The 19,906-nt window shown below is 66.0% G+C and carries 24 protein-coding genes; 13 read left to right on the top strand and 11 right to left on the bottom strand.

Annotated elements, in window-relative coordinates:
- Positions 1-166: 166 nt before the first annotated feature.
- Positions 167-1,261, top strand: coding sequence for an alpha/beta hydrolase family protein (locus VM621_RS14105; protein WP_325469592.1), 1,095 nt, complete (start codon positions 167-169; stop codon positions 1,259-1,261).
- 327 nt (positions 1,262-1,588) lie between these two features.
- Here the strand turns inward: VM621_RS14105 and VM621_RS14100 are convergent, their stop codons facing one another.
- The 4 genes from VM621_RS14100 to VM621_RS14085 all read right to left on the bottom strand — a co-directional run bounded on the left by VM621_RS14100 (position 1,589) and on the right by VM621_RS14085 (position 5,097).
- A complete protein-coding gene (locus VM621_RS14100; protein ID WP_325469591.1) occupies positions 1,589-2,110 on the bottom strand; it encodes a hypothetical protein in 522 nt (173 codons plus the stop codon).
- A 15-nt stretch (positions 2,111-2,125) separates the two neighbouring features.
- Positions 2,126-2,494: a BON domain-containing protein gene (locus VM621_RS14095; protein ID WP_325469590.1), complete on the bottom strand. Its 369-nt coding sequence runs from the start codon at positions 2,492-2,494 to the stop codon at positions 2,126-2,128.
- A gap of 73 nt (positions 2,495-2,567) precedes the next feature.
- Positions 2,568-3,299 carry a 2OG-Fe dioxygenase family protein gene (locus VM621_RS14090; RefSeq protein WP_325469589.1) on the bottom strand — a complete coding sequence of 244 codons (732 nt, stop codon included), beginning with the start codon at positions 3,297-3,299 and terminating at the stop codon, positions 2,568-2,570.
- 52 nt (positions 3,300-3,351) lie between these two features.
- Positions 3,352-5,097: a L,D-transpeptidase family protein gene (locus tag VM621_RS14085; protein ID WP_325469588.1), complete on the bottom strand. Its 1,746-nt coding sequence runs from the start codon at positions 5,095-5,097 to the stop codon at positions 3,352-3,354.
- A gap of 133 nt (positions 5,098-5,230) precedes the next feature.
- On the opposite strand from VM621_RS14085, the gene VM621_RS14080 reads away from it, so the two are divergent.
- Together VM621_RS14080 and VM621_RS14075 are read left to right on the top strand one after the other, a co-directional pair.
- The gene (locus VM621_RS14080) at positions 5,231-5,953 is read left to right on the top strand and encodes a murein L,D-transpeptidase catalytic domain family protein (protein ID WP_325469587.1); all 723 of its coding nucleotides are present in this window, start codon (positions 5,231-5,233) and stop codon (positions 5,951-5,953) included.
- Positions 5,954-6,005: 52 nt separating this feature from the next.
- Positions 6,006-6,422, top strand: coding sequence for a hypothetical protein (locus VM621_RS14075; protein WP_325469586.1), 417 nt, complete (start codon positions 6,006-6,008; stop codon positions 6,420-6,422).
- Between the two features lie 72 nt (positions 6,423-6,494).
- On the opposite strand, the gene VM621_RS14070 is transcribed toward VM621_RS14075, so the two are convergent.
- On the bottom strand, positions 6,495-6,884 hold the full coding sequence (locus VM621_RS14070) for a hypothetical protein (protein WP_325469585.1): 390 nt from the start codon (positions 6,882-6,884) through the stop codon (positions 6,495-6,497).
- 37 nt (positions 6,885-6,921) lie between these two features.
- On the bottom strand, positions 6,922-7,326 hold the full coding sequence (locus VM621_RS14065) for a hypothetical protein (protein ID WP_325469584.1): 405 nt from the start codon (positions 7,324-7,326) through the stop codon (positions 6,922-6,924).
- Positions 7,327-7,481: 155 nt separating this feature from the next.
- Between VM621_RS14065 and VM621_RS14060 the strand changes: the two genes are divergently transcribed.
- From VM621_RS14060 to VM621_RS14035, 6 genes are all read left to right on the top strand, one after another.
- Complete coding sequence (locus VM621_RS14060; protein WP_325469583.1) at positions 7,482-7,886, top strand: hypothetical protein; 405 nt, start codon at positions 7,482-7,484, stop codon at positions 7,884-7,886.
- Positions 7,887-7,958: 72 nt separating this feature from the next.
- Positions 7,959-8,198 carry a hypothetical protein gene (locus VM621_RS14055; protein WP_325469582.1) on the top strand — a complete coding sequence of 80 codons (240 nt, stop codon included), beginning with the start codon at positions 7,959-7,961 and terminating at the stop codon, positions 8,196-8,198.
- Between the two features lie 101 nt (positions 8,199-8,299).
- Positions 8,300-8,524, top strand: a complete 225-nt coding sequence (locus VM621_RS14050; RefSeq protein WP_325469581.1) for a hypothetical protein — start codon at positions 8,300-8,302, stop codon at positions 8,522-8,524.
- A 95-nt stretch (positions 8,525-8,619) separates the two neighbouring features.
- Positions 8,620-11,037 carry a DEAD/DEAH box helicase gene (locus VM621_RS14045; RefSeq protein ID WP_325469580.1) on the top strand — a complete coding sequence of 806 codons (2,418 nt, stop codon included), beginning with the start codon at positions 8,620-8,622 and terminating at the stop codon, positions 11,035-11,037.
- Positions 11,034-11,987 (top strand): ribonuclease H-like domain-containing protein, encoded by a 954-nt coding sequence (locus VM621_RS14040; protein ID WP_325469579.1) that lies wholly within the window; start codon positions 11,034-11,036, stop codon positions 11,985-11,987. Before VM621_RS14045 ends, VM621_RS14040 begins: the two co-directional genes overlap by 4 nt.
- A gap of 235 nt (positions 11,988-12,222) precedes the next feature.
- The gene (locus VM621_RS14035) at positions 12,223-12,369 is read left to right on the top strand and encodes a hypothetical protein (RefSeq protein WP_325469578.1); all 147 of its coding nucleotides are present in this window, start codon (positions 12,223-12,225) and stop codon (positions 12,367-12,369) included.
- Between the two features lie 89 nt (positions 12,370-12,458).
- Here the strand turns inward: VM621_RS14035 and VM621_RS14030 are convergent, their stop codons facing one another.
- Positions 12,459-13,043 carry an FMN-dependent NADH-azoreductase gene (locus VM621_RS14030; protein ID WP_325469577.1) on the bottom strand — a complete coding sequence of 195 codons (585 nt, stop codon included), beginning with the start codon at positions 13,041-13,043 and terminating at the stop codon, positions 12,459-12,461.
- A 123-nt stretch (positions 13,044-13,166) separates the two neighbouring features.
- Between VM621_RS14030 and VM621_RS14025 the strand changes: the two genes are divergently transcribed.
- The 3 genes from VM621_RS14025 to VM621_RS14015 are packed head-to-tail and all read left to right on the top strand — an operon-like array spanning position 13,167 to position 16,141.
- Entirely contained in the window at positions 13,167-14,195 is a 1,029-nt protein-coding gene (locus tag VM621_RS14025; RefSeq protein ID WP_325469576.1) for a LysR substrate-binding domain-containing protein, read from the top strand.
- A 9-nt stretch (positions 14,196-14,204) separates the two neighbouring features.
- On the top strand, positions 14,205-15,350 hold the full coding sequence (locus VM621_RS14020; RefSeq protein ID WP_325469575.1) for a pyridoxal phosphate-dependent aminotransferase: 1,146 nt from the start codon (positions 14,205-14,207) through the stop codon (positions 15,348-15,350).
- Positions 15,338-16,141, top strand: coding sequence for an amidohydrolase (locus tag VM621_RS14015; protein ID WP_325469574.1), 804 nt, complete (start codon positions 15,338-15,340; stop codon positions 16,139-16,141). The genes VM621_RS14020 and VM621_RS14015 overlap by 13 nt, the downstream gene beginning before the upstream one ends.
- Positions 16,142-16,154: 13 nt before the next feature.
- Here VM621_RS14015 and VM621_RS14010 read toward each other — a convergent pair whose 3' ends face one another.
- The 4 genes from VM621_RS14010 to VM621_RS13995 all read right to left on the bottom strand — a co-directional run bounded on the left by VM621_RS14010 (position 16,155) and on the right by VM621_RS13995 (position 19,188).
- The gene (locus VM621_RS14010) at positions 16,155-17,201 is read right to left on the bottom strand and encodes a C13 family peptidase (protein ID WP_325469573.1); all 1,047 of its coding nucleotides are present in this window, start codon (positions 17,199-17,201) and stop codon (positions 16,155-16,157) included.
- Entirely contained in the window at positions 17,185-17,868 is a 684-nt protein-coding gene (gene mtnC, locus VM621_RS14005) for an acireductone synthase (RefSeq protein WP_325469572.1), read from the bottom strand. Before mtnC ends, VM621_RS14010 begins: the two co-directional genes overlap by 17 nt.
- Before the next feature lie 103 nt (positions 17,869-17,971).
- Entirely contained in the window at positions 17,972-18,547 is a 576-nt protein-coding gene (locus VM621_RS14000) for an acireductone dioxygenase (RefSeq protein WP_325469571.1), read from the bottom strand.
- Positions 18,544-19,188, bottom strand: coding sequence for a methylthioribulose 1-phosphate dehydratase (locus VM621_RS13995; protein WP_325469570.1), 645 nt, complete (start codon positions 19,186-19,188; stop codon positions 18,544-18,546). Before VM621_RS13995 ends, VM621_RS14000 begins: the two co-directional genes overlap by 4 nt.
- A 156-nt stretch (positions 19,189-19,344) precedes the next feature.
- On the opposite strand from VM621_RS13995, the gene VM621_RS13990 reads away from it, so the two are divergent.
- Positions 19,345-19,677 (top strand): high-potential iron-sulfur protein, encoded by a 333-nt coding sequence (locus VM621_RS13990; RefSeq protein ID WP_325469569.1) that lies wholly within the window; start codon positions 19,345-19,347, stop codon positions 19,675-19,677.
- Positions 19,678-19,906 lie beyond the last annotated feature (229 nt).

Below are 19,906 nucleotides of genomic sequence, written 5' to 3'. Positions count from 1 at the left end.
CGTCTGCCTGGTTCGCTGGAAGGCCCGGGACTTGTGGCAGCCGACGCTCCCGATTTCGAACGCTACGATGCTGCCTTCGACCCCCTGACGGGCATGGGTGGCGTCGAGATATGGGTGCCGTTGGCGCTCTGAGGCAATCATCCAGTCACCAAGAGAGGGAACCACCATGCCGATCGTTTCGCGCTTCTTTCTGGCGTTCGCACTGACCTCGCTCCTGGGCGTCGCTTCGGCGACCACCGTGGGCGAGACGCACCGCTCCGCCACGACGCCGACGTCGGCGCTGCGCGACGCGTCGCACTCCGACACGTTGGCGATCACCGTGTGGTATCCGGCCGTCGATGGGGCGAAGGAAGAGCCGTTGGACATGGGCTCGCCTGGACACCCGCTGTTTCGCGCCGGGCACGCCGCGCAGGAGGCCGCGTTCGCGCCGGGACGCCATCCCGTGATCTTGCTATCGCACGGATTCGGCGGCACGGCACGGATGATGAGCTGGTTCGGTACCGAGCTGGCGCGCGACGGCTATGTCGTGGTCGGGGTGAATCATCCGGGCAACAATGGCATGGGTCCGATGACCGCGGCGGGCGCTGCGCTATGGTGGGAACGCGCGGAGGATCTCAAGGCGGCGTTCGCCGCGGTGCGCAAGGACAAGGACATCGCGGCGCATATCGATCCGGCGCGGCTGGGTGTGGCCGGATTCTCGGCAGGCGGTTTCACCGCCTTCCTGCTTGCCGGGGCACGTGTCGACATCGAGCGCCTGAAGGCATTCTGCGCAAGCCATCCCGACGACGGCGTGTGCAAGCCGCAGAAGGAAGCACCTGAGATCAGCGGTCCCAAGATGTTTCATCAGGTCTACGACGACCCGCAGATCAAGGCTCAACTCGTCCATGCGGGCGAAGATCATTCGCTGCCCGGGGTGAAGGCGGTATTCACCCTGGCACCGGCGCTCGTGCAGGCCATCCAACCGGACAGCTTCGCGACGATCCACGTGCCGACCGCGATCGTGGTCGGCCTGGACGACAAGGTGGCCGAACCGGCGACGAATGCCGATGTCGCGGCAAAGGCGATTCCCGGCGCGACGATCACGCGTTTACCCGGCGTCGGGCATTACGATTTCCTGAGTACGTGCACGGACGCGGCGAAGGCGAGCGTGCCAATCTGCGCGGATGTGAAAGTGCCGCAGGATGCGACGCATGCCGAGGCGTTGGCGAAGGCCGAAGCTCTGTTTGGCGAGGCGCTTCAGGGCTCGGGTTATCGCCGCTGAAGCGGCTCCCACACAAGCGGCTCCTGCATGAGCGGCTCCCGCAAGATCATCGCCGCTGAAGCGGCTCCCACACAGGGCTCGGGTTATCGCCGGTGAGGTGGCTGCCACACAGGGCGCGGGTTATCGCCGCTGAAGCGGCTCCCACAAGGGCGGCTCTTGCGAGAGTGGTTGCTGCACGGAGCGCGCCCCCGCTTCATGTGGGAGCCGCTTCAGCGGCGACAGGCTTCTCCATGCACACGAGGCTTCTCCATGCACACGCCCATCGTGGCGACCCGCTCTATGTGGGAGCCGATTCATCGGCGATCACCGGTTACGACGACGCCCCGATCAGGACGGAACGCTCGCTTCCGAGCCGCTGGAGATGTCGTCGGCGTTGTTACGCTTGAACACATCCTTGGCCACGTCGCGCTGGTGACCGCTTTCGGTATGCACGGAAATCAGGATGCTGCCCTCGCGTACCTTGGCATCGTAGCGCTTGGCTTCGAATTCCGGAATGCCCATGCCGACCAGTGCGCCGATGATGCCGCCGGTCGCCGTGCCGACGGCCGCGCCACCGAGTGCGGCCATGATCGGGCCGGCGGCGATGAAGGGACCGACGCCTGGAATCGCCAGTGCGCCAATGCCGGCCAGCCAACCCAGACCAGCGCCCAGGCCCAGTCCGACCACGCCGCCCGTGGTCGCGCCTTCGGGGGCCTTGGTGTGATGTTCGTGGGCGAAGTCGCGCGTGCCGCGACGGTCGGGTAACAGCGCCGAGATATCGTCGCTGGTAAAACCGGCCTGCTTCAGTTCGAGGACGATGTGTTCGGCCTGTTCCACGGTGCGGGTCGTGCAGTAGACGGATGCTTTCATGACATTCCTCGCTGGTCAGTGTTTGGTGTCGAGCTGGTTCTGGACGTTCGCCACGCCGGGCACGCCCTTCACGATCGACTCGACGCGTGCCTTTTCGGCGTCGTCCTTCACCGGGCCGCGCAGGATCACGGTGCCGTCGGAGGCGATGAACTTGACGTTGTGGGCGGACATGGAGAGCGAGCTGTCGCCGACGATGGCCTTGCGCACGGCCGCCGCCACCTTGATGTCTTCGGCGTCGTTCGGCTGGTCGAACGCGGTGGTCTGCCCGCCGTGCCGGTCGCGCTCGTTGATCTTGGTGTTGTCGACCCTGGATGCGTCCTGGGCGAACGCGGACGTGACCGCCAGGGCGGTGGCGAGGAACAGTGCTGCTGAACGTAGGATCACGGCGAGACTCCGTAGTGCGGTCCACGCAGTACGCCTCAGCGATCGTGAAACGCCGGTGCAGCCGGCGCGATGGTCAGACCGCGCGGAAGGTCACGACCAGCACATCCCGATGGGAGGCCTTGCTCTGGTCCAGCGCGGTCACCGGCGTCACGCCGTGAAACACACGGGGATCGTGGATCAGGGCCGCGTCGAACGCATGGGCGAGGGTGAACTCGCCGAGGGGGCGTCCGTCGGGCGCGTGGATCGTCGTCCTGCCGCTAGCGATGTTCTCGCGATCGATCAGCAGCACGAGCACGTAGTCGACGCCGTCACGGTGGCTGCCTTCGGGCGTGGGTTCGCCTGCGGCCCCCGCGGTGGCCTCGATGCGGAACTGGTGGACCTCCACGTGCCACTGGGGTACCTCGGGGGAAAGCCCACCGAAGAAGTCGCGACAGAAGTCCAGGATCGCGTGCATCGTCGCGCCCTGGGCGATCTCCGGCAGCACCGGTTCGAACCAGCGTTCGATGTCGCCCTGCAACGCGTTGTACGACAGCGCTTGGAAGTGTGCCTGGTGCGGCCGGGCCTCCACGTGGCCGAAGCGCGACGCGGCGAACACCGCGTGGCGGCGACGGCGGAACCGTCCGGTGGCGGCGAGGTAGGTGTCGGGTTCGAGCGCGTTCCAGCTTGCGGCGAATGCTTCCCAATCGACCAGCGGCGCGATGTGTTCGACCATCCGGCGCATGTCGCCGCCGTGAACGAAGGCGAAGCCCTCGTCCCGCACCTGGTCGTGGAGGGTGGTTTCGTTCGCTTCGAGGGGGACGTTCATCCAGGCAGTATACGACTCCGGTGGTCCGGCCAAGTGCGGCAATCGGCCCCGCTCACGGTGTCCGCAGCGGCTGGGGCTTGTCCAGGGCGATAAGGAGGGCGCCGTCGCGCTGGTAGACGTCGGGCTTGTAGGCAAGCTTGCCGTCGTCGCCGATGTCCACCGTCCAGTACGCCAGCAGCACCGGCACCGATGTCGGCAGCGTCACGTTCTGGGTCTTCTTCGTGGCGATGCGATCGTCGATCGCCTGGCGATTCCATTTCTCGTCGTCGTTGAAAAGCAGTTGCACCAGCTCCAGGGGATTCTCGACGCGAATGCATCCGGAGCTCGTATCGCGTTTGGCCTTGGAAAAGAGGTCGCGGTGCGGTGTGTCGTGCAGGTAGACGGAGAAGGAGTTGGGAAAGCGGATCACCACCTGACCGAGCGAGTTGCCCGGGCCGGCGTCCTGGCGCAGGGTGATGCCACGCGGGTTGGACCAGTTCACGCTCGCGGGGGAAAGGGTATTGCCGTTGCTGTCCAGGACGCGGATATGGTTGTTGGCCAGGTAAGCGCCATTGGCGCGGACCTTTGGCAGGATGTCGTTCTTGAGGATCGTCGGCGGCACGGTCCACGTGGGATTGAAGGTGATGTAGGTGATCTGCGAGCGAAAGATCGGCGTGCTCCGATACGGCTTGCCGACCTGCACGCGTGACTTCCACACCGGCTTGCCGTCCCGGTAGAAACTGATCTTGTAGCCGGCAACGTCGACGACGACGAAGGTGCCCTCCAGCGCGTGAAGCAACCAGCGCGCGCGCTCCAGGTTCACCCGCACCTGACCGATGCGGGTTTCGATCGGCACATTGAGCGCGGTCAGCGTGTCGGCACCGACGCTGCCGTCGGCATCGAGGTATTGGTCGTTCTGGAAGCGTTTTACCGCGTCGGCGAGCGGCGAGTCGTAGTGGTCCCCATGGGCGAGCGACGGGGCGAGATAGCCGCCGGCAACGAGCCGGGCCCGGAGTGCGGCCACGCGGGGATCCTTCATCCCCGGCTTCAACGCCGGGCCATCGGGGACGCTGGGCCAACCGCCCTGGGCGGCTGTCGCCCGCAGCTGGGCCAGGGCGTCGCGCAGCTGGGCGTACAGCGGATTCTGTGGCCGGGCCATGGCGAAGGCCTGGTCGACGCTGGCTTCCTCGATCGAGGTCTGCAGCATGGACATGCCTTGCTGTGCGTCGATCGCGGCGGGGTCGAAGTTCCAGACCGGATCCAGGCGCATCGGATCGACCTTGCCATGCGCGAGCTGGACCAGCGCGGTGATATAGGCCCCGGTGGCCGCCACGTCGAAGTCGGCGCGCCGTTGTGGCGAGGCGGTGGGCCAATCCGGTGCTTCCACGGTGGCTTTCAGGGCAGGGAGGTCGTAGTCGTCCGGAAGCAGGCCATCGCCCTCGACCGAAGCCAGACCTGCCAGCAGTTGCTGCACGTTGGCCGGGTTGGCCCAGGCCGCGGTGAAGTGCCGCTGGGCATAGAAGTCGCTCACCGCTTTGCCCAAGGCCGCGTCGGGACGGCTCAAGGGGCCAACCTGCAACGGGGTCATCTGCTGGAGGCGCCCGTAGATGGCCGTGGCTACCGGATCGTCCGCGGGTGGGGGCGTGGGTGCGGCGACGGTGGCGGCGGCGGGGATCTGCGCGACGATCGGGGGCGGCGAAGCCGCGGAAGCGGCCGACGCGGCGGTTGTCGGTGGCTTCTGTGCCGCGGCCGAAAGAGGCAGGAAGGCGGCGATCAGCGATATGGCAAGCCGACCGTGCACGCGTTTTTCCATAGTCATTATCAATCGATTCCAGATTCGTTGGCGTTGCTGCACGCTTTCACATACTTCAAGGGCAGAGATGTGACGGCGTTGTGGTCAATAAATGATCAGCGCGTTAGGATGCCCCGTCGCAACACACCCGGCTCACCGCATGATTCGATCGCTCCGTACGCTTCTGGCGTCCGCGCCGCTCCTCAGCGCCGTTTTCTTCCTTCCCGCCACCGCCCACGCCGCCGACACCCTTGGCGATGCACTGGCCCGGTTGGCCCCTTCTGCCGATCCCAAGGTGATCGGACTCGCCGTCCAGGCCTCCGAGTGCGCGCAGACCCAGGGGGGCGCACCGTCCGACAGGCTGGCCGTGATCGACTATTCGAAGCCGTCTTCCGAGCCGCGACTGTGGGTGTTCGATACCGTGAAGCGCAAGCTGCTGTTCCAGGAGCTGGTCGCCCACGGCAAGAACAGTGGCGACGCAAACGCCACACGATTCTCCAACGCGCCCGAAAGCCTTGCCTCCAGCATCGGCCTCTTCCGCACGTCGGATACTTACATGGGCAAGAATGGGTATTCACTGAGGCTCACCGGCCTCGAGCCCGGCGTCAACGACCAGGCTCTCGCCCGCGCCATCGTCATTCATGGGGCTGCCTACGTGAACGAGGCGATGGCCAAGGTCGCCGGTCGCATCGGTCGCAGTTGGGGTTGTCCCGCCGTCCGCACGGCTATCGCTCACCAGCTGATCGACGCCTTGAAGGGTGGCCAGATGGTCTTCTCGTACTATCCGGACAAGCGTTGGCTCGCCTCGTCCGGCTACCTCAAGTGCACGAACGGACAGTTGGCGCATGTCGAAGCCAACGCCATCGCTCGCGCCGGTGGCTGATGGCGAACGCGCGAACCCGCTAGAATCCCGGGACCTAACCGTGGAATCCAGCATGAAACACGTTCTTGCGATCGCCGCCGCCGTCCTCCTCGCTGGTTGCGCCACCAGCGGCATGAAGGACACCTTGCCCAAGCTCAGCAGCAAGTCGGACAAGACCGTGACGGCCTATGTGCAGTGCGTGCTGCCCAAGTGGCAGGCGCTGTCGCCGAACGCGAACGGGGATGCCAAGGACGACAAGGGCACGGTCACCGCCAGCAAGGACGGCGCTCATGAGCGCCTGGAAATCACCGCCAACGGCTCCGGCTCGCAGGTCGTGATGTACGAGCTGCAGAAGACGAAGGGCGACTACAACGGCAGCTATCGCGAAGAAGCGATCGCCTGCCTCTCGTCGGCAGCGCCTGCGCCGTCCGTCGTGCCCGCCGCGTCGCCGGCGGCCTCTTCCTCGTCGGCGGTTCCTCCGGCCCAGTGAGCTCGTAGCGTTCGATGGGCCCGACCAGGCTCGGGCCCATCGCTCTTTGGCGAGCCGACCCGTTTCGTCCCGTCAGGCGACCGGTCGGGAGAGGCGCGCCCGTTCCACGGCCTCGAGCAACTGCTCGCGGTCGAAGGGCTTGACCAGGAACACGGCCGAAGTCGGTGCCGGTTCGAGGTCTTCCGGCAGCCGGCTGGAGACGATCACGATGGCGGTGTCCGGCCGGTCGCGAAGGGCGGCATTGAGCAGCTCCCTGCCGCGTCGTTCGCCCGGCGTATCGGCGTGGACGACCATCAGCACGAGTTGCTCCATTTCCTGGAAGGCACGGCGCGCATCCCGGTAGGTCATCGTCGCCCGGGTGTTGTACCCGGCGTCTTCGAGGACCATGGCCACGGTTTCGGCAACCATGCTCGCCCGGTCGAAGACCAGGGCGGAAGGACCGGTTGAGGGCGTGGAGTTCATGGGAGGATTCTATCCCTCCCAGCCGTTCCGTGGGGTGTCAGTGAGTGGGTTCCTGGGGCGGCCATGCCGCGTTGATGGTCTTCACGCGGGACATCAGCTCGTGGACTTCCTGGTTGCGATCGGCGATGCGCTGTTCCTCGGCGGCCCGCTGGGCGGCGAAGTCCTGGTTGGTGCCTTGGACCGCCTCATGCACCAGGCGGCAGGTTTCCTCGACGTTGCTGGCCCGCGTGTGGAAGCCCAGCCGGTCGGCGAGGATTTCCATCTTCAGTCCTGGGTGGGTCTGCTCCAGCGAGCGGGCGCGGACGATGAAGAACTGCTGCCAGTCCCGCTCCGGCGCGCCGCTGAGCACGGCCTCCACGCGCGGGATATCGGGCCGGTCGAATTGTTCGCTGTCGTCGATCGCTTCGAACGACTCGATGTCGATCCAGTCTCGGCTGGCCATGGGTACGTCCTTGGATGCGTTTGGGGATGTGTATGGCGCGGAATTGTTGGGGCGGGCGTGTCTACGCGGCGTGGGGGCGGGGCACTCGCAGTCGTTTCACAGATCGTGCACAGTCGGAAACCAATCCTCTTCACATTCCCTGCGGAGCCTTCCCCATGCGTTATCTCGCCCTTGCCGGTGTCGTGCTGCTCGCCGGCTGCGCTACCCAGAACCAGCGCCATGTCGGTATCCACGACGTGCTTTCGAGCACCACGTTCTCCAACCAGGACACCGCCGATGGCGATGCCACGCTCAATATCGTGCGTGAGCAGGGTCTATGGGGCGCGGGCTGTTCCAGCGCCGTCTACCTCGACGACAAAGTCGTCGCGGATATGGAAATTGGGCAACAACTGGTCCTTCACGTTCCGTCGGGCACGCGCAAGCTGAGTGTCCTCGCGCACGGCGCATGCAGTGGCGAAAGGCTCGACGCCGACGCTTCGGTGGGTCAGGGTGAGACGAAAACCTTCTCGATCCCGGCCAGCGGCGAAGGTCTGGCGGCACAGGCGCCGCCCAAAGCCTGACTCGGCTTGTCATCCCGACTGTGACGGCGTAAGAATCGAGACGGGCACACCGTCCCAGGTGGGAGTTGCATCGTGCATCGTCGGACCGTTGGCAAGTATTCGGTTGAAGTACGCACGCTACGGGCACCCTCCGGCGTATGGAAGGCCGCCTATATCGTCGAGCCCGCCTTGTATGCGGGCCCGCGCGACTTCGTGATGATCACCCTGCTGGAAGAGTTCGAGGACGAGCGCCTGGCCGTGGACGCGGCCATGCAGCGTGGCATCAGTCACGCCGACTGGCTCGATGCGGCACGCAGCACCTATACCGGTTGACGTGACCGGGGCGGCGACCTCGTCGTAACGCCTCCGCGACGACGAGCCACCTAGCTTCGCCGCATGAGGGCCACCGGCCTTCGCCCGGCGGAGTGTCATCCTTGCAGCACACGATCCTCTACGTTCCTTTCAACGCCTCGGCGCACGGTCAGTGGACCCTGCGACGCAACGCCGAACTGGTCGGCCAGTTCCCGACCCGCGACGATGCCATGCGCCATGCGCTTGCCCTTATCGCGTCGATCCGGAACCTGCCGGGTCAGGAGGCGTCGATCAAGGTGGAAGACGAAGACGGCGCATGGCGCCTTGCCGATGGTGTGACACCCTGACGGTGCCAGCCCCTCGGTGAGCCATTCCGGCAGCTGTCGCAGCATTTGAGATCGGTTGGCGGGATAAGAGGCACCCCTGTCTCCCGGATGCCGCCATGGCCGCGTACCTCAAAGCCCGCCTCACCGACGAGGCGGATTCGGCCCTGGCGGTCAGCCATGACGGAAGCACGCTGGCGCGGCGCCTGAGCGACAAGTACAGCGATCGCGTCGCCACGGCCTTTACGGTGTTCGGCCGCGAAGGGCAGTTCGTCCCGCTCCCCGACGACCTGCCCGGCGGCCTTTCGAAGGCGTTGACGGCACGCGGTATCGAGCGCCTCTACAGCCATCAGCAGGAAGCCTGGGAGGCCGCGCGCTCGGGTCGCCACGTGCTCGTCTCCACGCCCACGGCATCGGGCAAGACCCTCTGTTACACGCTGCCGGTGATTTCCTCCGTGCTCGAGGCCGGTGCCAAGGCCCTGTACCTGTTCCCGACCAAGGCGCTCGCCCAGGACCAGGTCGCCGAGTTGCTCGAACTCAACCGCGCGGGCGATCTCGGCGTCAAGGCCTTCACCTTCGACGGCGATACGCCGGGCGACGCACGGCAGGCGATCCGGCTGCATGGCGACGTGGTGGTCAGCAATCCCGACATGCTGCACCAGGCCATTCTTCCGCATCACACCAAGTGGGCGCAGTTCTTCGAGAACCTTCGCTACGTGGTGATCGACGAGATCCACACCTACCGCGGGGTGTTCGGCTCGCACCTCGCCAACGTGCTTCGGCGCCTGAAGCGCATCTGCGCGTTCTACGGGGTGCGACCACAGTTCATTCTCTGCTCGGCGACCATCGGCAACGCGACCGAGCATGCGCAGGCACTGATCGAGGACGAGGTCGCCACCATCACGCGCAGCGGTGCGCCCAGCGGCGACAAGCACATCCTGTTGTGGAATCCGCCGGTGATCAATCCGGATCTCGGCCTGCGCGCCTCGGCACGGTCGCAGACCAATCTGATCGCACGCGTGGCGATCAAGGCGAAAATGAAGACCCTGGTATTCGCGCAATCGCGGTTGATGGTCGAGGTCCTGACCAAGTACCTGAAAGACGTGTTCGATCACGATACGCGGCTTCCGGCCCGGATCCGTGCCTATCGCGGCGGCTACCTGCCGACGGAGCGGCGCGAGGTGGAGCGCGCCATGCGCGCGGGCGACGTCGACGGCATCGTTTCGACATCGGCGCTGGAGCTGGGCGTCGACATCGGCAGCCTCGACGCCGTGGTGCTCAACGGGTATCCCGGGTCGATCGCCGCGACCTGGCAGCGTTTCGGCCGCGCAGGCCGGCGGCAGCAGCCTTCGCTCGGTGTGCTGGTCGCCACCAGCGCGCCGCTCGATCAATACCTGATGCGGCATCCGGCCTTCCTGACCGAGGCGACGCCGGAACAGGCGCGCATCCAGCCCGACCAGCCGTTGATCCTTCTCGACCACATCCGTTGCGCCGCCTTCGAGCTGCCCTTCATTGCCGGCGACGGCTTCGGTCCGGACGATGCCGAGCCCTTTCTCCAGGTGCTCTCCGAAGCCGAAGTGCTGCATCGCGAAGGCGATCGCTGGGAGTGGATCGCGGACAGTTATCCGGCCAACGCGGTGAGCCTGCGCTCGGTCGCCGATGGCAACTTCGTCGTCGTCGACAGGACGGAAGGGCGGCAGACGATCATCGCCGAGGTGGACTACTCGGCGGCGGCGCTGACCCTCTACGAAGGGGCGATCCACATGATCCAGTCGGTGCCCTACCAGGTCGAGAAACTCGACTGGGAGGGGCGCAAGGCGTATTGCACGCGCACCCGCGTGGATTACTACACCGACGCCATCGACTACACCAAGCTCAAGGAGCTGGAATGTTTCGACGGCAGCAAGGCGGGCGAGGGCAGTGCTCGGCATGGCGAGGTGCACGTGGTGCGGCGCGTCTCCGGTTACAAGAAGATCCGCTACTACACGCACGAGAACATCGGCTACGGGCCGGTGAACCTGCCGGACCAGGAACTGCATTCGACAGCGGTGTGGTGGCAGCTGCCGCAGAGCGTGCTCGACGAAGCCTTCCGCTCGCGCCAGCATGCGCTCGACGGCTTCCTCGGCGCTGCGTACGCCTTGCATACCGCGGCGGTTGTCGCCGTGATGGCCGAGCCACGCGACCTGCAGAAGGCGGTGGGGTCGGGTGATGGCGGTTGGTCGGCGCAGGTGGACGCCGCGGGGCGTGGACAGATTCGCGCTCCCGATGGAGGGCTTGCCCTGCCGGATGCGCTCGAGCGCTTCCTGCCGACGGTGTATCTCTACGACAACTTCCCCGGAGGCGTCGGCCTCAGTGAACCCTTGTTCCGACGCGCACCCGAGCTCGTCACGCATGCGCTGGCCACCATCGAAGGCTGTGAATGCAAGGCCGGTTGCCCCGCCTGTGTCGGCCCGGTGCTGGCGGCGGACGAGCATCGCGAGACGACGCCACGCGCACTCGCCGCCCGCGTACTCCGCCTGCTCGGAGCCGCCGCATGAGCGATCTGGCCAGCAGGCTGGCAGCCCTGCGCCGCCAGGCCGGCGGTCAGTCTTCCAGACATACCGTGGGAGCCGCATCGGCGGCGATGGGTGCTAGCGGTAACCTGGCGGCCGTTTCCGTGCCTGTCGCCGATGGACCGGCGCCTGCCAGGCCAACGGAAAACCGCCTCGCGGTCGACCTCGCCGCCCTCCGCCGCATGGCCGGTGTCCGCGAGCGACTCGGCCAGCCGCGCCTGCCGCCACGAACCTTCAGCCGCGATGTCCCCGGCGACGAAGTAGCCCCCGGCCTGCGCTATCTCGAACAGCGCTTCGCCTGGCCGGATGCGCCGCCCGAACTCGATCTCACGTTCGCCCGCCTTACCAGCGCGCGTCGCGAGCACCTGCTGCACTTCGATACCGAAACGACGGGTCTTGCCGGGGGTACGGGCACGCGTGCCTTCATGATCGGTGCCGCCGACTGGCATGAAGGCGGCTTGCGCGTGCGCCAGCTCTACATCACCACCATGGCGGCGGAAAGCGCCATGTTGCGGACGTTTTCCGAATGGATCGACGCCGACACGGTGCTCGTCAGTTACAACGGCAAGTCCTACGACGCGCCGTTACTGGCGACGCGCTATCGCCTCGCACGCATGAGCAACCCGCTTGCCGGGTTGACGCATGTCGACCTTCTTCATCCCATGCGGCGGCGTTATCGCCGGGTATGGGAGAACTGCAAGATGCAGACGGCGGAACGGCGACTGCTGCACATCGTGCGTGAGGACGACCTCCCAGGATCGGAAGCGCCGCGCGCATGGCTCACCTATCTCCGCGGCGGTTCCTCCGGCGACCTCGTACGCGTGGCCGCGCACAATCTCCAGGACGTACGCAGCCTGAGTGGTCTGCTCGTCGAAGCACATCGCTGGGCCGCGCTGGATACGCGCGAGGGTTCGCCGCACGGTAACGAAAAATAGACGCCCATCCGCGCACGCTCACCCGACTTCTCTTGAAGCGGTACGGAGGCGGAGGCATGAACGAGGCGACCAAACCCTGCGATCACGACGGGTGCAATTGCCGGATCCCGGTGTCGAGAGACTTCTGTAGCGAGAGCTGCCGCATGGCGGCCGAGAGCCAGAACGTGGGGGGTGCCTGTGAGTGTGGCCACGCGGCCTGCCAGCAAAGGCACTGACGATACGCGAGGAGGACAACATGACTGACGACAAAAAACAGCCGACATCCGGCTACAAGGAAGAAAATCTCAAGCCATCGCAGGGCAAGCCGAAGGTGCCCGGCGAGGGGCACCCCAAGGAATCACAGAACAATCCCCAACAGAAGCCGGGCAAACAGGGCTCCTGAGTGAGCGGGCCTCGACCCGGCCTGACCGACGCTCGCTACCGACTCCCGGCCAGCGAGCGTCGGTAGCGAGCGTCGGTCAGTTCGATGTGTCAGGCCGCCTTGCGCAGCAGGCCACCGATCGACGCGATCGCACCGCCGACCGCCTTGGCCTTGTGGTCGTCGCTCATCGCCACGCCCTCGGCGCGGACGAACTCGATGTCGGTCACACCCAGGAAGCCGAGCACCGCACGCAGGTAAGGCTCCTGGAAGTCCATCGGGGCTGCCGGGGCGCCCTGGCTGTACACGCCGCCACGCGACGAGGCGATGATCACGCGCTTGCCGCCTGCCAGGCCCTGCGGGCCATTGGCGGTGTACTGGAACGTCTTGCCGGCCACGGCGATGCGGTCGATCCAGGCCTTGAGCGAGCTGGTGATGCCGAAGTTGTACATGGGTGCGCCGATGACGACGACGTCGGCGGCCAGGAACTCCTCGAGCACCGCGGCGCTTTCGGCGGCAGCCGGGTCGTTCTCGCCGGCCGGAAGGGCCCAATGGCCGAGCGGGGCGGCATGGAGGTCACGGTAGGTGACTTCGACCCCCGGGTGGTTCTGGACGAACTCCGCCACGATCGCCGCCGTCAGGCCGCGGGATACGGAATAGGCGCCAAGCGCACTGGCATCCAGATGCAGGAGTTTCATAGGGTTTCCTCAGTCGTAGACCGCAGGTTGCGGGACAGGGCTGACGATACGCCGGCGACAATCGCCTGATTAGCCCACCTGGGGTAGACTCATTGTTTCGAATCAGAAACGACGGACGTCCCGATGGAAGGCGCGCTGCAGGACCTTAACGATCTGTATTTCTTCGCCTCCGTGGTCGAGCACGGCGGATTCTCGGCGGCGGGGCGTGCCCTTGGCATTCCGAAGTCCCGTCTGAGCAAGCGTATTGCCCAGCTCGAGGACCGTCTGGGCGTCCGTCTGCTCCAGCGCACCACCCGGCGCTTCGTGGTCACCGAGATCGGCGAACGCTTTTACGCCCATTGCCGCGCCGTACTGGAAGAAGCCCGCGCCGCGCAGGATGCCGTCGATGAACTGCGCACCGAGCCGCGCGGTGTCGTGCGAGTGAGCTGCCCCGTTTCGCTCGCCCAGAACGTGCTCGGTCCGATGCTGCCGGCTTTCCTGCTCGAGCACCCGAAGGTGCAGGTGCGGGTCACCGCGACCAATCGCCGGGTCGATGTCATCGGCGAGGCCTTCGACGTGGCCATCCGCGTACGCGAGAAGCTCGACACGGATGCCACCCTGGTCCTGCGCAGCATCGGCTTCGCGCGCAACCTGCTGGTCGCCAGCCCCAAGTTTCTCGACAGCAACGGCCGCCCGAAGACACTGGATGAACTGGCCTTGCTGCCGGCCCTGTCCATGTACGAACACGAAGGGGCCCAGGTGTGGGAACTGGTCGACTCCAGCGGAAAGAAGGCGGCGGTCGAGGTCAAGCCGCGCCTGGTCAGCGGGGATTTCACGGTGCTTATCGCGGCCGCGGTGCAGTGCTGTGGCGTCGCCCTGCTGCCGGAGGACTACTGTGGCCCGTTGATCTCCAGCGGTCAGCTGGAATGGGTCCTGCCCGAATACACCACGGCCCAGGGCACGCTGCACTTCGTCTACCCCAGTCGCCGCGGCCTGCTGCCGGCCATCCGCAGCTTCGTCGACTTCCTGGCCGATCGCCTGCCCAAGGCGCAGGCGGAGTTCCACAAGGACTGCGACAAGGTGGCGGCCGATCCCAGCCGGGCAGCGGCGATCAACATGGCGCGCATGTTAGGATCGAGCCCTTCGGCCGCGTTTGGCCGTCCAAACGAGTAAGGATGTTCGATGCAGCTGGAAACCAAGCTTCCCAAGGTCGGCACGACCATCTTCAGCGTCATGAGCCAGCTCGCGCTGGAACACAAGGCGGTCAACCTGGGCCAGGGCTTTCCTGATTTCGAGCCGCCGGCGCCCCTGCGCGAAGCGCTCACGCGGGCGATGGCCGAGGGCAAGAACCAGTACGCCCCGGGCGTCGGCATTCCGAAGCTACGCGAACAGATCGCCGCGAAAACCGAGCGGTTGTACGGTCATCGGGTCAGCCCGGATACCGAAGTCACGGTGACCTCGGGCGCCACCGAAGCGCTGTTCTCCGCCATCGCCGCCGTGGTGAGGGCGGGCGAGGAAGTCATCGTCTTCGACCCCTGCTACGACAGCTACGAACCGGCCATCGAGCTGCAGGGCGCGACGGCGGTGCACATCCCGCTGACCTTGCCCACGTTCGCGATCGACTGGCAGCGCGTGCGCGACGCGGTCAGCGCGAAAACCCGCATGATCCTGATCAACTCGCCGCACAATCCTTCGGGTGCCGTGCTCTCGCGCGCGGATCTGGACGAACTGGCCGCCATCGTGCGCGACACGAACATCGTGGTGTTGTCGGACGAGGTCTACGAGCACATCGTTTTCGACGGCGCGGAACACCAGAGCGTGCTGCGTCACGAGGAACTGGCCACACGCAGCATCGTGGTGTCATCGTTCGGCAAGACCTACCACTGCACGGGCTGGAAGGTCGGTTACGCCATCGCACCCAAGGCGCTGACCGCCGAGTTCCGCAAGGTGCACCAGTACCTCACGTTCTGCACCTTCAATCCGGCGCAGTGGGCGTTCGCCGAATTCCTCGAATCGACGCCGGAGCACTATCTCGAACTGCCCGCGTTCTACCAGGCCAAGCGCGATCGCTTCCGCGAACTCATCGCGCCGTCGCGACTGAAACTGCTCGACGTGCCGGGCGGCTATTTCCAGCTCGTCGATTACAGCGCCATCCGCGATCTCGACGATATCAACTTCAGCGAATGGCTCGTGCGCGAAGGTGGCGTGGCCGCGATTCCGCTGAGCCCGTTCTACGAAAGCTCCCCGGACACGCGGCTGGTCCGGTTGTGCTTCGCCAAGAACGACGCCACCATGGAAGCCGCTGCGGAGCTGCTGTGCAAACTCTGACCGTTTCCCTCATCCAGGGCGCGACTCGCTGGCACGATGCCGCCGGCAACCGCGAGTACTACGGCAAGCTGGTGCGCGACGCCGCGCCCAGCGACCTGGTCGTGCTGCCCGAGACCTTCCTCTCGGGCTTCACCAACGACACCCTCGGCAATGCGGAAACGATGGACGGCATCAGCGTGGCCTGGATGCGCTCGCTCGCCTCCGAGGTGAATACCACGCTCACCGGCAGCCTGGTGATCCGCGAGGGCGACACGGTGTTCAACCGGCTGATCTGGGCGTCACCCGACGGCTCGCTGGCCTATTACGACAAACGCCATCTGTTCCGAATGGCGGGCGAGCACACGCGCTACGGCGGAGGTAACGAACGCCTGATCGTGGAATTGAAGGGTTGGCGCATCCTGCCGCAGGTCTGCTACGACCTGCGCTTCCCGGTCTGGCTGCGCAATGGCCGTCGCGAGGAAGCCGCCGGTGGCATGGACTACGACCTGGCGCTGTTCGTCGCCAACTGGCCGGCACCGCGTCGGCAACCGTGGCGCACCCTGCTGCGTGCCCGCGCGATCGAAAACCTCGCGTACGTGATCGGCGTCAACCGCGTTGGCGTCGACGGCAACGACCTGCCTTATGCGGGCGACAGCGGCGTCATCGACCCCGTCGGTGAGGCGCTGGTCGAGCTGGGCATGCAGGAGCAGGTGGTCACCGTGGTGCTGGATCCGGCACCGCTGAAGGCGCACCGCGAGCGGTTCCCGGCGTGGATGGATGCGGATCGGTTTGCCCTGGATACCTCGGCCTGATCGATCGCTGCGGTTACTTCGCCGGTTCGAACGGAACCACCGGTCCGGCCTTCAGGCCCTTCCGCCAGGCGGCCAGCTTCTCCTGGATGCCGTCGCCGATGGCGATCTGCGGCTCGGACGCCAGCAATGAGTCCTTCTTCTCCCACGCCGAGATTTCCGACTTCGCCTTGCCGAACGCGTCGACGAAGTCCGTCGTGCCGTTCAGTCCGTCGACGAGCCACGCGCGGCCGAAGTAGGTGATATCCGAGTCGGCACCGCAGCCGAACGAGGTGCGGTCATTGCGTGCCGAGGTCATCACCAGGGTGCCCGGCGCGCTGAGCTTCGGGACGAAACCGCCCGAATAGCAGGCGTTGACCACCACGACCTTCCAGCGGAAGGCGTGCCGCGACAGGATCGCAGCCAGGCCTTCCGGGTCGAGCTGGTCGAGCGGAATCGGGTCCATGTCGACCAGCAGCGAATGGTCGCTGCCGCCGTGCGTGGCGAGATAGACGACGAGGATATCCTCGCGCGGATCCATGACTTTCGCGAGCCCGTCGATGGCGCCCTCGAGGTTGGTCCAGCTCGCCAGTGGCCGGGTGACCAGCGTGGCCGGGTTGTTCTCGAGCACCAGGGTGTGGCCCGGACTGGCAAAACGCTTGCTCACCAGGGCATCCACGTACTCGGCTTCGTTACGGAACACGTCCTGCGAGCCGTCGCCGCCGAATGCCACCGCGTAGACGTTGGTCTTGCCGGAGGTGCGCGGTGCCAGGGCGGCGATGGCCTTGCGCAGGGTCTCCGGCTGGGCGGTGAACACCTGCTCCGGGGTCGGGGCATCGTCCGGCCAGTCGCCGGGATCGACGTCGGCCGATGCGTCTTCGCCCGCCACGCTGCTGGCGGCGACAGGCTGGGGCGTGGATGTCGTGCCGGATCCTGCCGGTGCGACGGCGACGATAGGCTCGCGGCGCGCCGTTATCGGTTGCGGGCCGAAGCGCAGCACGCCCACGGTAAGCAAGGCGCCGGCAAGGAACGCGCCCAGCACATAGATCGGCGTCCGCCGGTGTGGATCAAGGTGTGATGGCATTGAAGTCCGCCACGGCCGTATGGCCCGCCTCGGTCGGCACCTGTGGCGGCCGGACCAGTTGGGTGGTTTGCATGCCCGCGTCGCGCGCGGCATCGAGTTCTTCGCGGATATCCGACAGGAACAGGACCTGGTGGGACGGCAAGCCGATGGCGTCGGCGATCTTCCGGTACGACTCGGTCTCGCGCTTATGCCCCGTCTGGGTGTCGAAATAGCCGGAGAACAGCGGGGTCAGGTCGCCGTCCTCGGTGAAGCCGAACAGTAGCTTCTGTGCGGCGACGGAGCCGGAGGAATACACATAGAGCTTGAGGCCCTGGTCGTGCCATGCGTGCAACCGGGCGGCCACCTCGGGATACATGTGCGAGGTGAAAACGCCGGACTCGTAGCCTTCGCGCCAGATCAGCCCCTGCAAGGCCTTCAGTGCCGTGGACTTGCGGTCCTCGTCGATCCAGCGGATCAGCAGATCGATGATTTCGCCGCGTGAGGCTTCGACGATGCCAGCTTCTTTCGCCGTCTCGGAGAGCCAATGCTGCACCTCGGCTTCGTCAGTGTGCGTCTCGACATAGGCCGGCAAGTGCTGACGGGCATACGGAAACAGCACGTCCTTGACGAAGTCGATCGAGCTGGTCGTGCCCTCGATGTCGGTGAGGACGGCGCGGATATCGGACATGAGGGCATCACCTGCGGAGCGGGGAGACCCGGCAGGATAAACGAGGAAGCGTGCAGGGGAAACGATCGGCTTCGGGGCAAGCTTCGCGTCGTGATCGCTTACGTCAAGGCGTAACGGTTTCCCTGGCGGACGGATGCGGGTTCATGCGGGGGAAGCGCTCGGCGATGTCCTCGCCGGTGAAGCTCGCCACCCAGCCTTCCGTATTGGTGAAAAGGCGGATGGCGACGAAGTAGGGCGATTCGCTCATGTCGAACCAGTGTGGCGTACCGTCGGGAACACCGATGAGATCGCCCTTCTCGCAGAGCACCTCGTAGACGCGGCCATCGATGTGCAGGGTGAACTGGCCGGCACCGGCGACGAAGAAGCGCACTTCGTCCTCGCTGTGCGTGTGCTCGTTCAGGAATTTCTGACGAAAGGTCGCCCGATCCGGGTTGTCGGGCTTGAGGCTGATGACGTCCACCGAGCGGTAGCCGTTCTCGGCCATCAGGCGGTCGATGTCCGCACGATAGGCGGCGATGACTTCATCCTGCGTGGCGCCCGGGGCGATCGGCTGCTTCGCCTCCCACTGTTCGAAGCGCACGCCGACCGCGTTGAGCGCGGTAGCGATGGCGCCGTGGTCCGTGTGGACCGCCAGCGGGGTTTCGTGCTGGTTGTCGTCGTAGATACGCAGACGGCTCATGGGGAAAGCCTCCTCAGGTCGAGTTCGCAGCCCAGCAGGAATTCCAGTGCCTCAAGATGACGGCGGGTTTCCGCCATGTCGCGACCCCAGGTGTAGATGCCGTGGCCATTGATCAGGTAGGCGTACAGCGGCTTGCCGCCGTCGATCCAGGCGTCCACCTGGGCCTCCAGCTCGGGCATGTGCTGCGTATTGGGAAAGACGGGGATGTCGAGCACGCTTTCGTGCGTGGTGTATCCGGAGATCGCCTTCTGCAGCTCCCAGCCCTCCAGGTGCACGCGTCCCTCGGCGGCGAAGAGCCGCGACGCGACGCTCTGCGTACGCGAATGGGTGTGCAGCACGGCATTGGCCTGCGGGAAGCGGCGGTAGATCTGGGTATGCAGCCCGGTTTCGGCGGAAGGTCGGTTGTCCGAGCCGACGGCCTTGCCGTCCATGTCCACGACCATGATGTCGTCGCGGCCGAGGCGGCCCTTGTCGCGGCCGGAGATGGTGATGGCCGCGAGTTCGTCGTCGATCCGCATCGAGAAGTTGCTGCTCGTCGCCGGCGTCCAGCCAAAGGCCGCCAGCTCGCGGGCGGCGTCGGCGATGGCATCGGCGCGCTCGGCCAGCAGGGCGGGGTCGACGTGGGAGAGGGTCTTCGGCATGGGGTTTTGGACGTCCAAACAGGGGGCGAATATACCACGGCGTGAAAAGCGGCCCCAGCGATAATGGGAACCATTCCTTTTTCCGTGAACAGGTACGATTTCCGATAGCACCGGCGAAGCGACCAGCCGGACCACCATCGACGGAGGTTTCTAGCCATGTCCGAACACGATACGAAGAATGAGGGGCGTCGCCGTTTCCTCAAGGTCGCCGCCGGCGGCGTGGCCGTCGCCAGCGTGCTCGGCACCCTGCCGCGTCTGGCCCGGGCCCAGGACCTCCCGCATCTCTCGCCCTCGGACCCTACCGCTTCGGCCCTGAAGTACACCGAGGACGGCAGCAAGGCCGTCGGCAAGAAGACCGCCAGCGACGCTTGCATGAACTGCAACTTCTACCAGGGCAAGGCCGGTGCGGCCTGGGGTCCCTGCCAGCTGTTCCCGGGCAAGGCCGTCGCCAGCAAGGGCTGGTGCGTCTCGCACGCTGTGATGATCTGAGGGCGCCCGCCTTCGGCGCAGCACGTCGGCGGCTTGGCGGAGGACACAAGAAGGTTCGACGCAAGATGCCGGGGGCGCCGAAGGCATACCGCGGCGGGCTCGGACGTGGCGGCGCAGAGCCTTCGGTGCCCACCCTCGCTGCTCAGACAGGTCCTCCGCGTTCGGTGCGGAAGGCCGCTTCGCGGCGTGTCTTATATGGCCTACGGCCGCTCACTTGTGCGGAACTCGC

This window comes from Luteibacter sp. (assembly GCF_035539195.1).
In the GTDB taxonomy this organism is placed as follows: Bacteria; Pseudomonadota; Gammaproteobacteria; order Xanthomonadales; family Rhodanobacteraceae; genus Luteibacter.
The sequence above is the reverse complement of the archived record's forward strand: the minus strand, read 5'-3'. Positions and strand labels throughout refer to the sequence as shown.

Bases quoted from the DNA above. Each gene is read 5' to 3' on its own strand.
- VM621_RS14045 (WP_325469580.1), top strand. From the start codon at position 8,620: ATGGCCGCGTACCTCAAAGCCCGCCTCACCGACGAGGCGGATTCGGCC.
- VM621_RS14105 (WP_325469592.1), top strand. From the start codon at position 167: ATGCCGATCGTTTCGCGCTTCTTTCTGGCGTTCGCACTGACCTCGCTC.
- VM621_RS13990 (WP_325469569.1), top strand. From the start codon at position 19,345: ATGTCCGAACACGATACGAAGAATGAGGGGCGTCGCCGTTTCCTCAAG.
- VM621_RS14075 (WP_325469586.1), top strand. From the start codon at position 6,006: ATGAAACACGTTCTTGCGATCGCCGCCGCCGTCCTCCTCGCTGGTTGC.
- VM621_RS14080 (WP_325469587.1), top strand. From the start codon at position 5,231: ATGATTCGATCGCTCCGTACGCTTCTGGCGTCCGCGCCGCTCCTCAGC.
- mtnC (WP_325469572.1), bottom strand. From the start codon at position 17,868: ATGTCCGATATCCGCGCCGTCCTCACCGACATCGAGGGCACGACCAGC.
- VM621_RS14085 (WP_325469588.1), bottom strand. From the start codon at position 5,097: ATGACTATGGAAAAACGCGTGCACGGTCGGCTTGCCATATCGCTGATC.
- VM621_RS14040 (WP_325469579.1), top strand. From the start codon at position 11,034: ATGAGCGATCTGGCCAGCAGGCTGGCAGCCCTGCGCCGCCAGGCCGGC.
- VM621_RS14090 (WP_325469589.1), bottom strand. From the start codon at position 3,299: ATGAACGTCCCCCTCGAAGCGAACGAAACCACCCTCCACGACCAGGTG.
- VM621_RS13995 (WP_325469570.1), bottom strand. From the start codon at position 19,188: ATGCCGAAGACCCTCTCCCACGTCGACCCCGCCCTGCTGGCCGAGCGC.
- VM621_RS14060 (WP_325469583.1), top strand. From the start codon at position 7,482: ATGCGTTATCTCGCCCTTGCCGGTGTCGTGCTGCTCGCCGGCTGCGCT.
- VM621_RS14000 (WP_325469571.1), bottom strand. From the start codon at position 18,547: ATGAGCCGTCTGCGTATCTACGACGACAACCAGCACGAAACCCCGCTG.
- VM621_RS14010 (WP_325469573.1), bottom strand. From the start codon at position 17,201: ATGCCATCACACCTTGATCCACACCGGCGGACGCCGATCTATGTGCTG.
- VM621_RS14070 (WP_325469585.1), bottom strand. From the start codon at position 6,884: ATGAACTCCACGCCCTCAACCGGTCCTTCCGCCCTGGTCTTCGACCGG.
- VM621_RS14030 (WP_325469577.1), bottom strand. From the start codon at position 13,043: ATGAAACTCCTGCATCTGGATGCCAGTGCGCTTGGCGCCTATTCCGTA.
- VM621_RS14020 (WP_325469575.1), top strand. From the start codon at position 14,205: ATGCAGCTGGAAACCAAGCTTCCCAAGGTCGGCACGACCATCTTCAGC.
- VM621_RS14035 (WP_325469578.1), top strand. From the start codon at position 12,223: ATGACTGACGACAAAAAACAGCCGACATCCGGCTACAAGGAAGAAAAT.
- VM621_RS14025 (WP_325469576.1), top strand. From the start codon at position 13,167: ATGGAAGGCGCGCTGCAGGACCTTAACGATCTGTATTTCTTCGCCTCC.
- VM621_RS14065 (WP_325469584.1), bottom strand. From the start codon at position 7,326: ATGGCCAGCCGAGACTGGATCGACATCGAGTCGTTCGAAGCGATCGAC.
- VM621_RS14100 (WP_325469591.1), bottom strand. From the start codon at position 2,110: ATGAAAGCATCCGTCTACTGCACGACCCGCACCGTGGAACAGGCCGAA.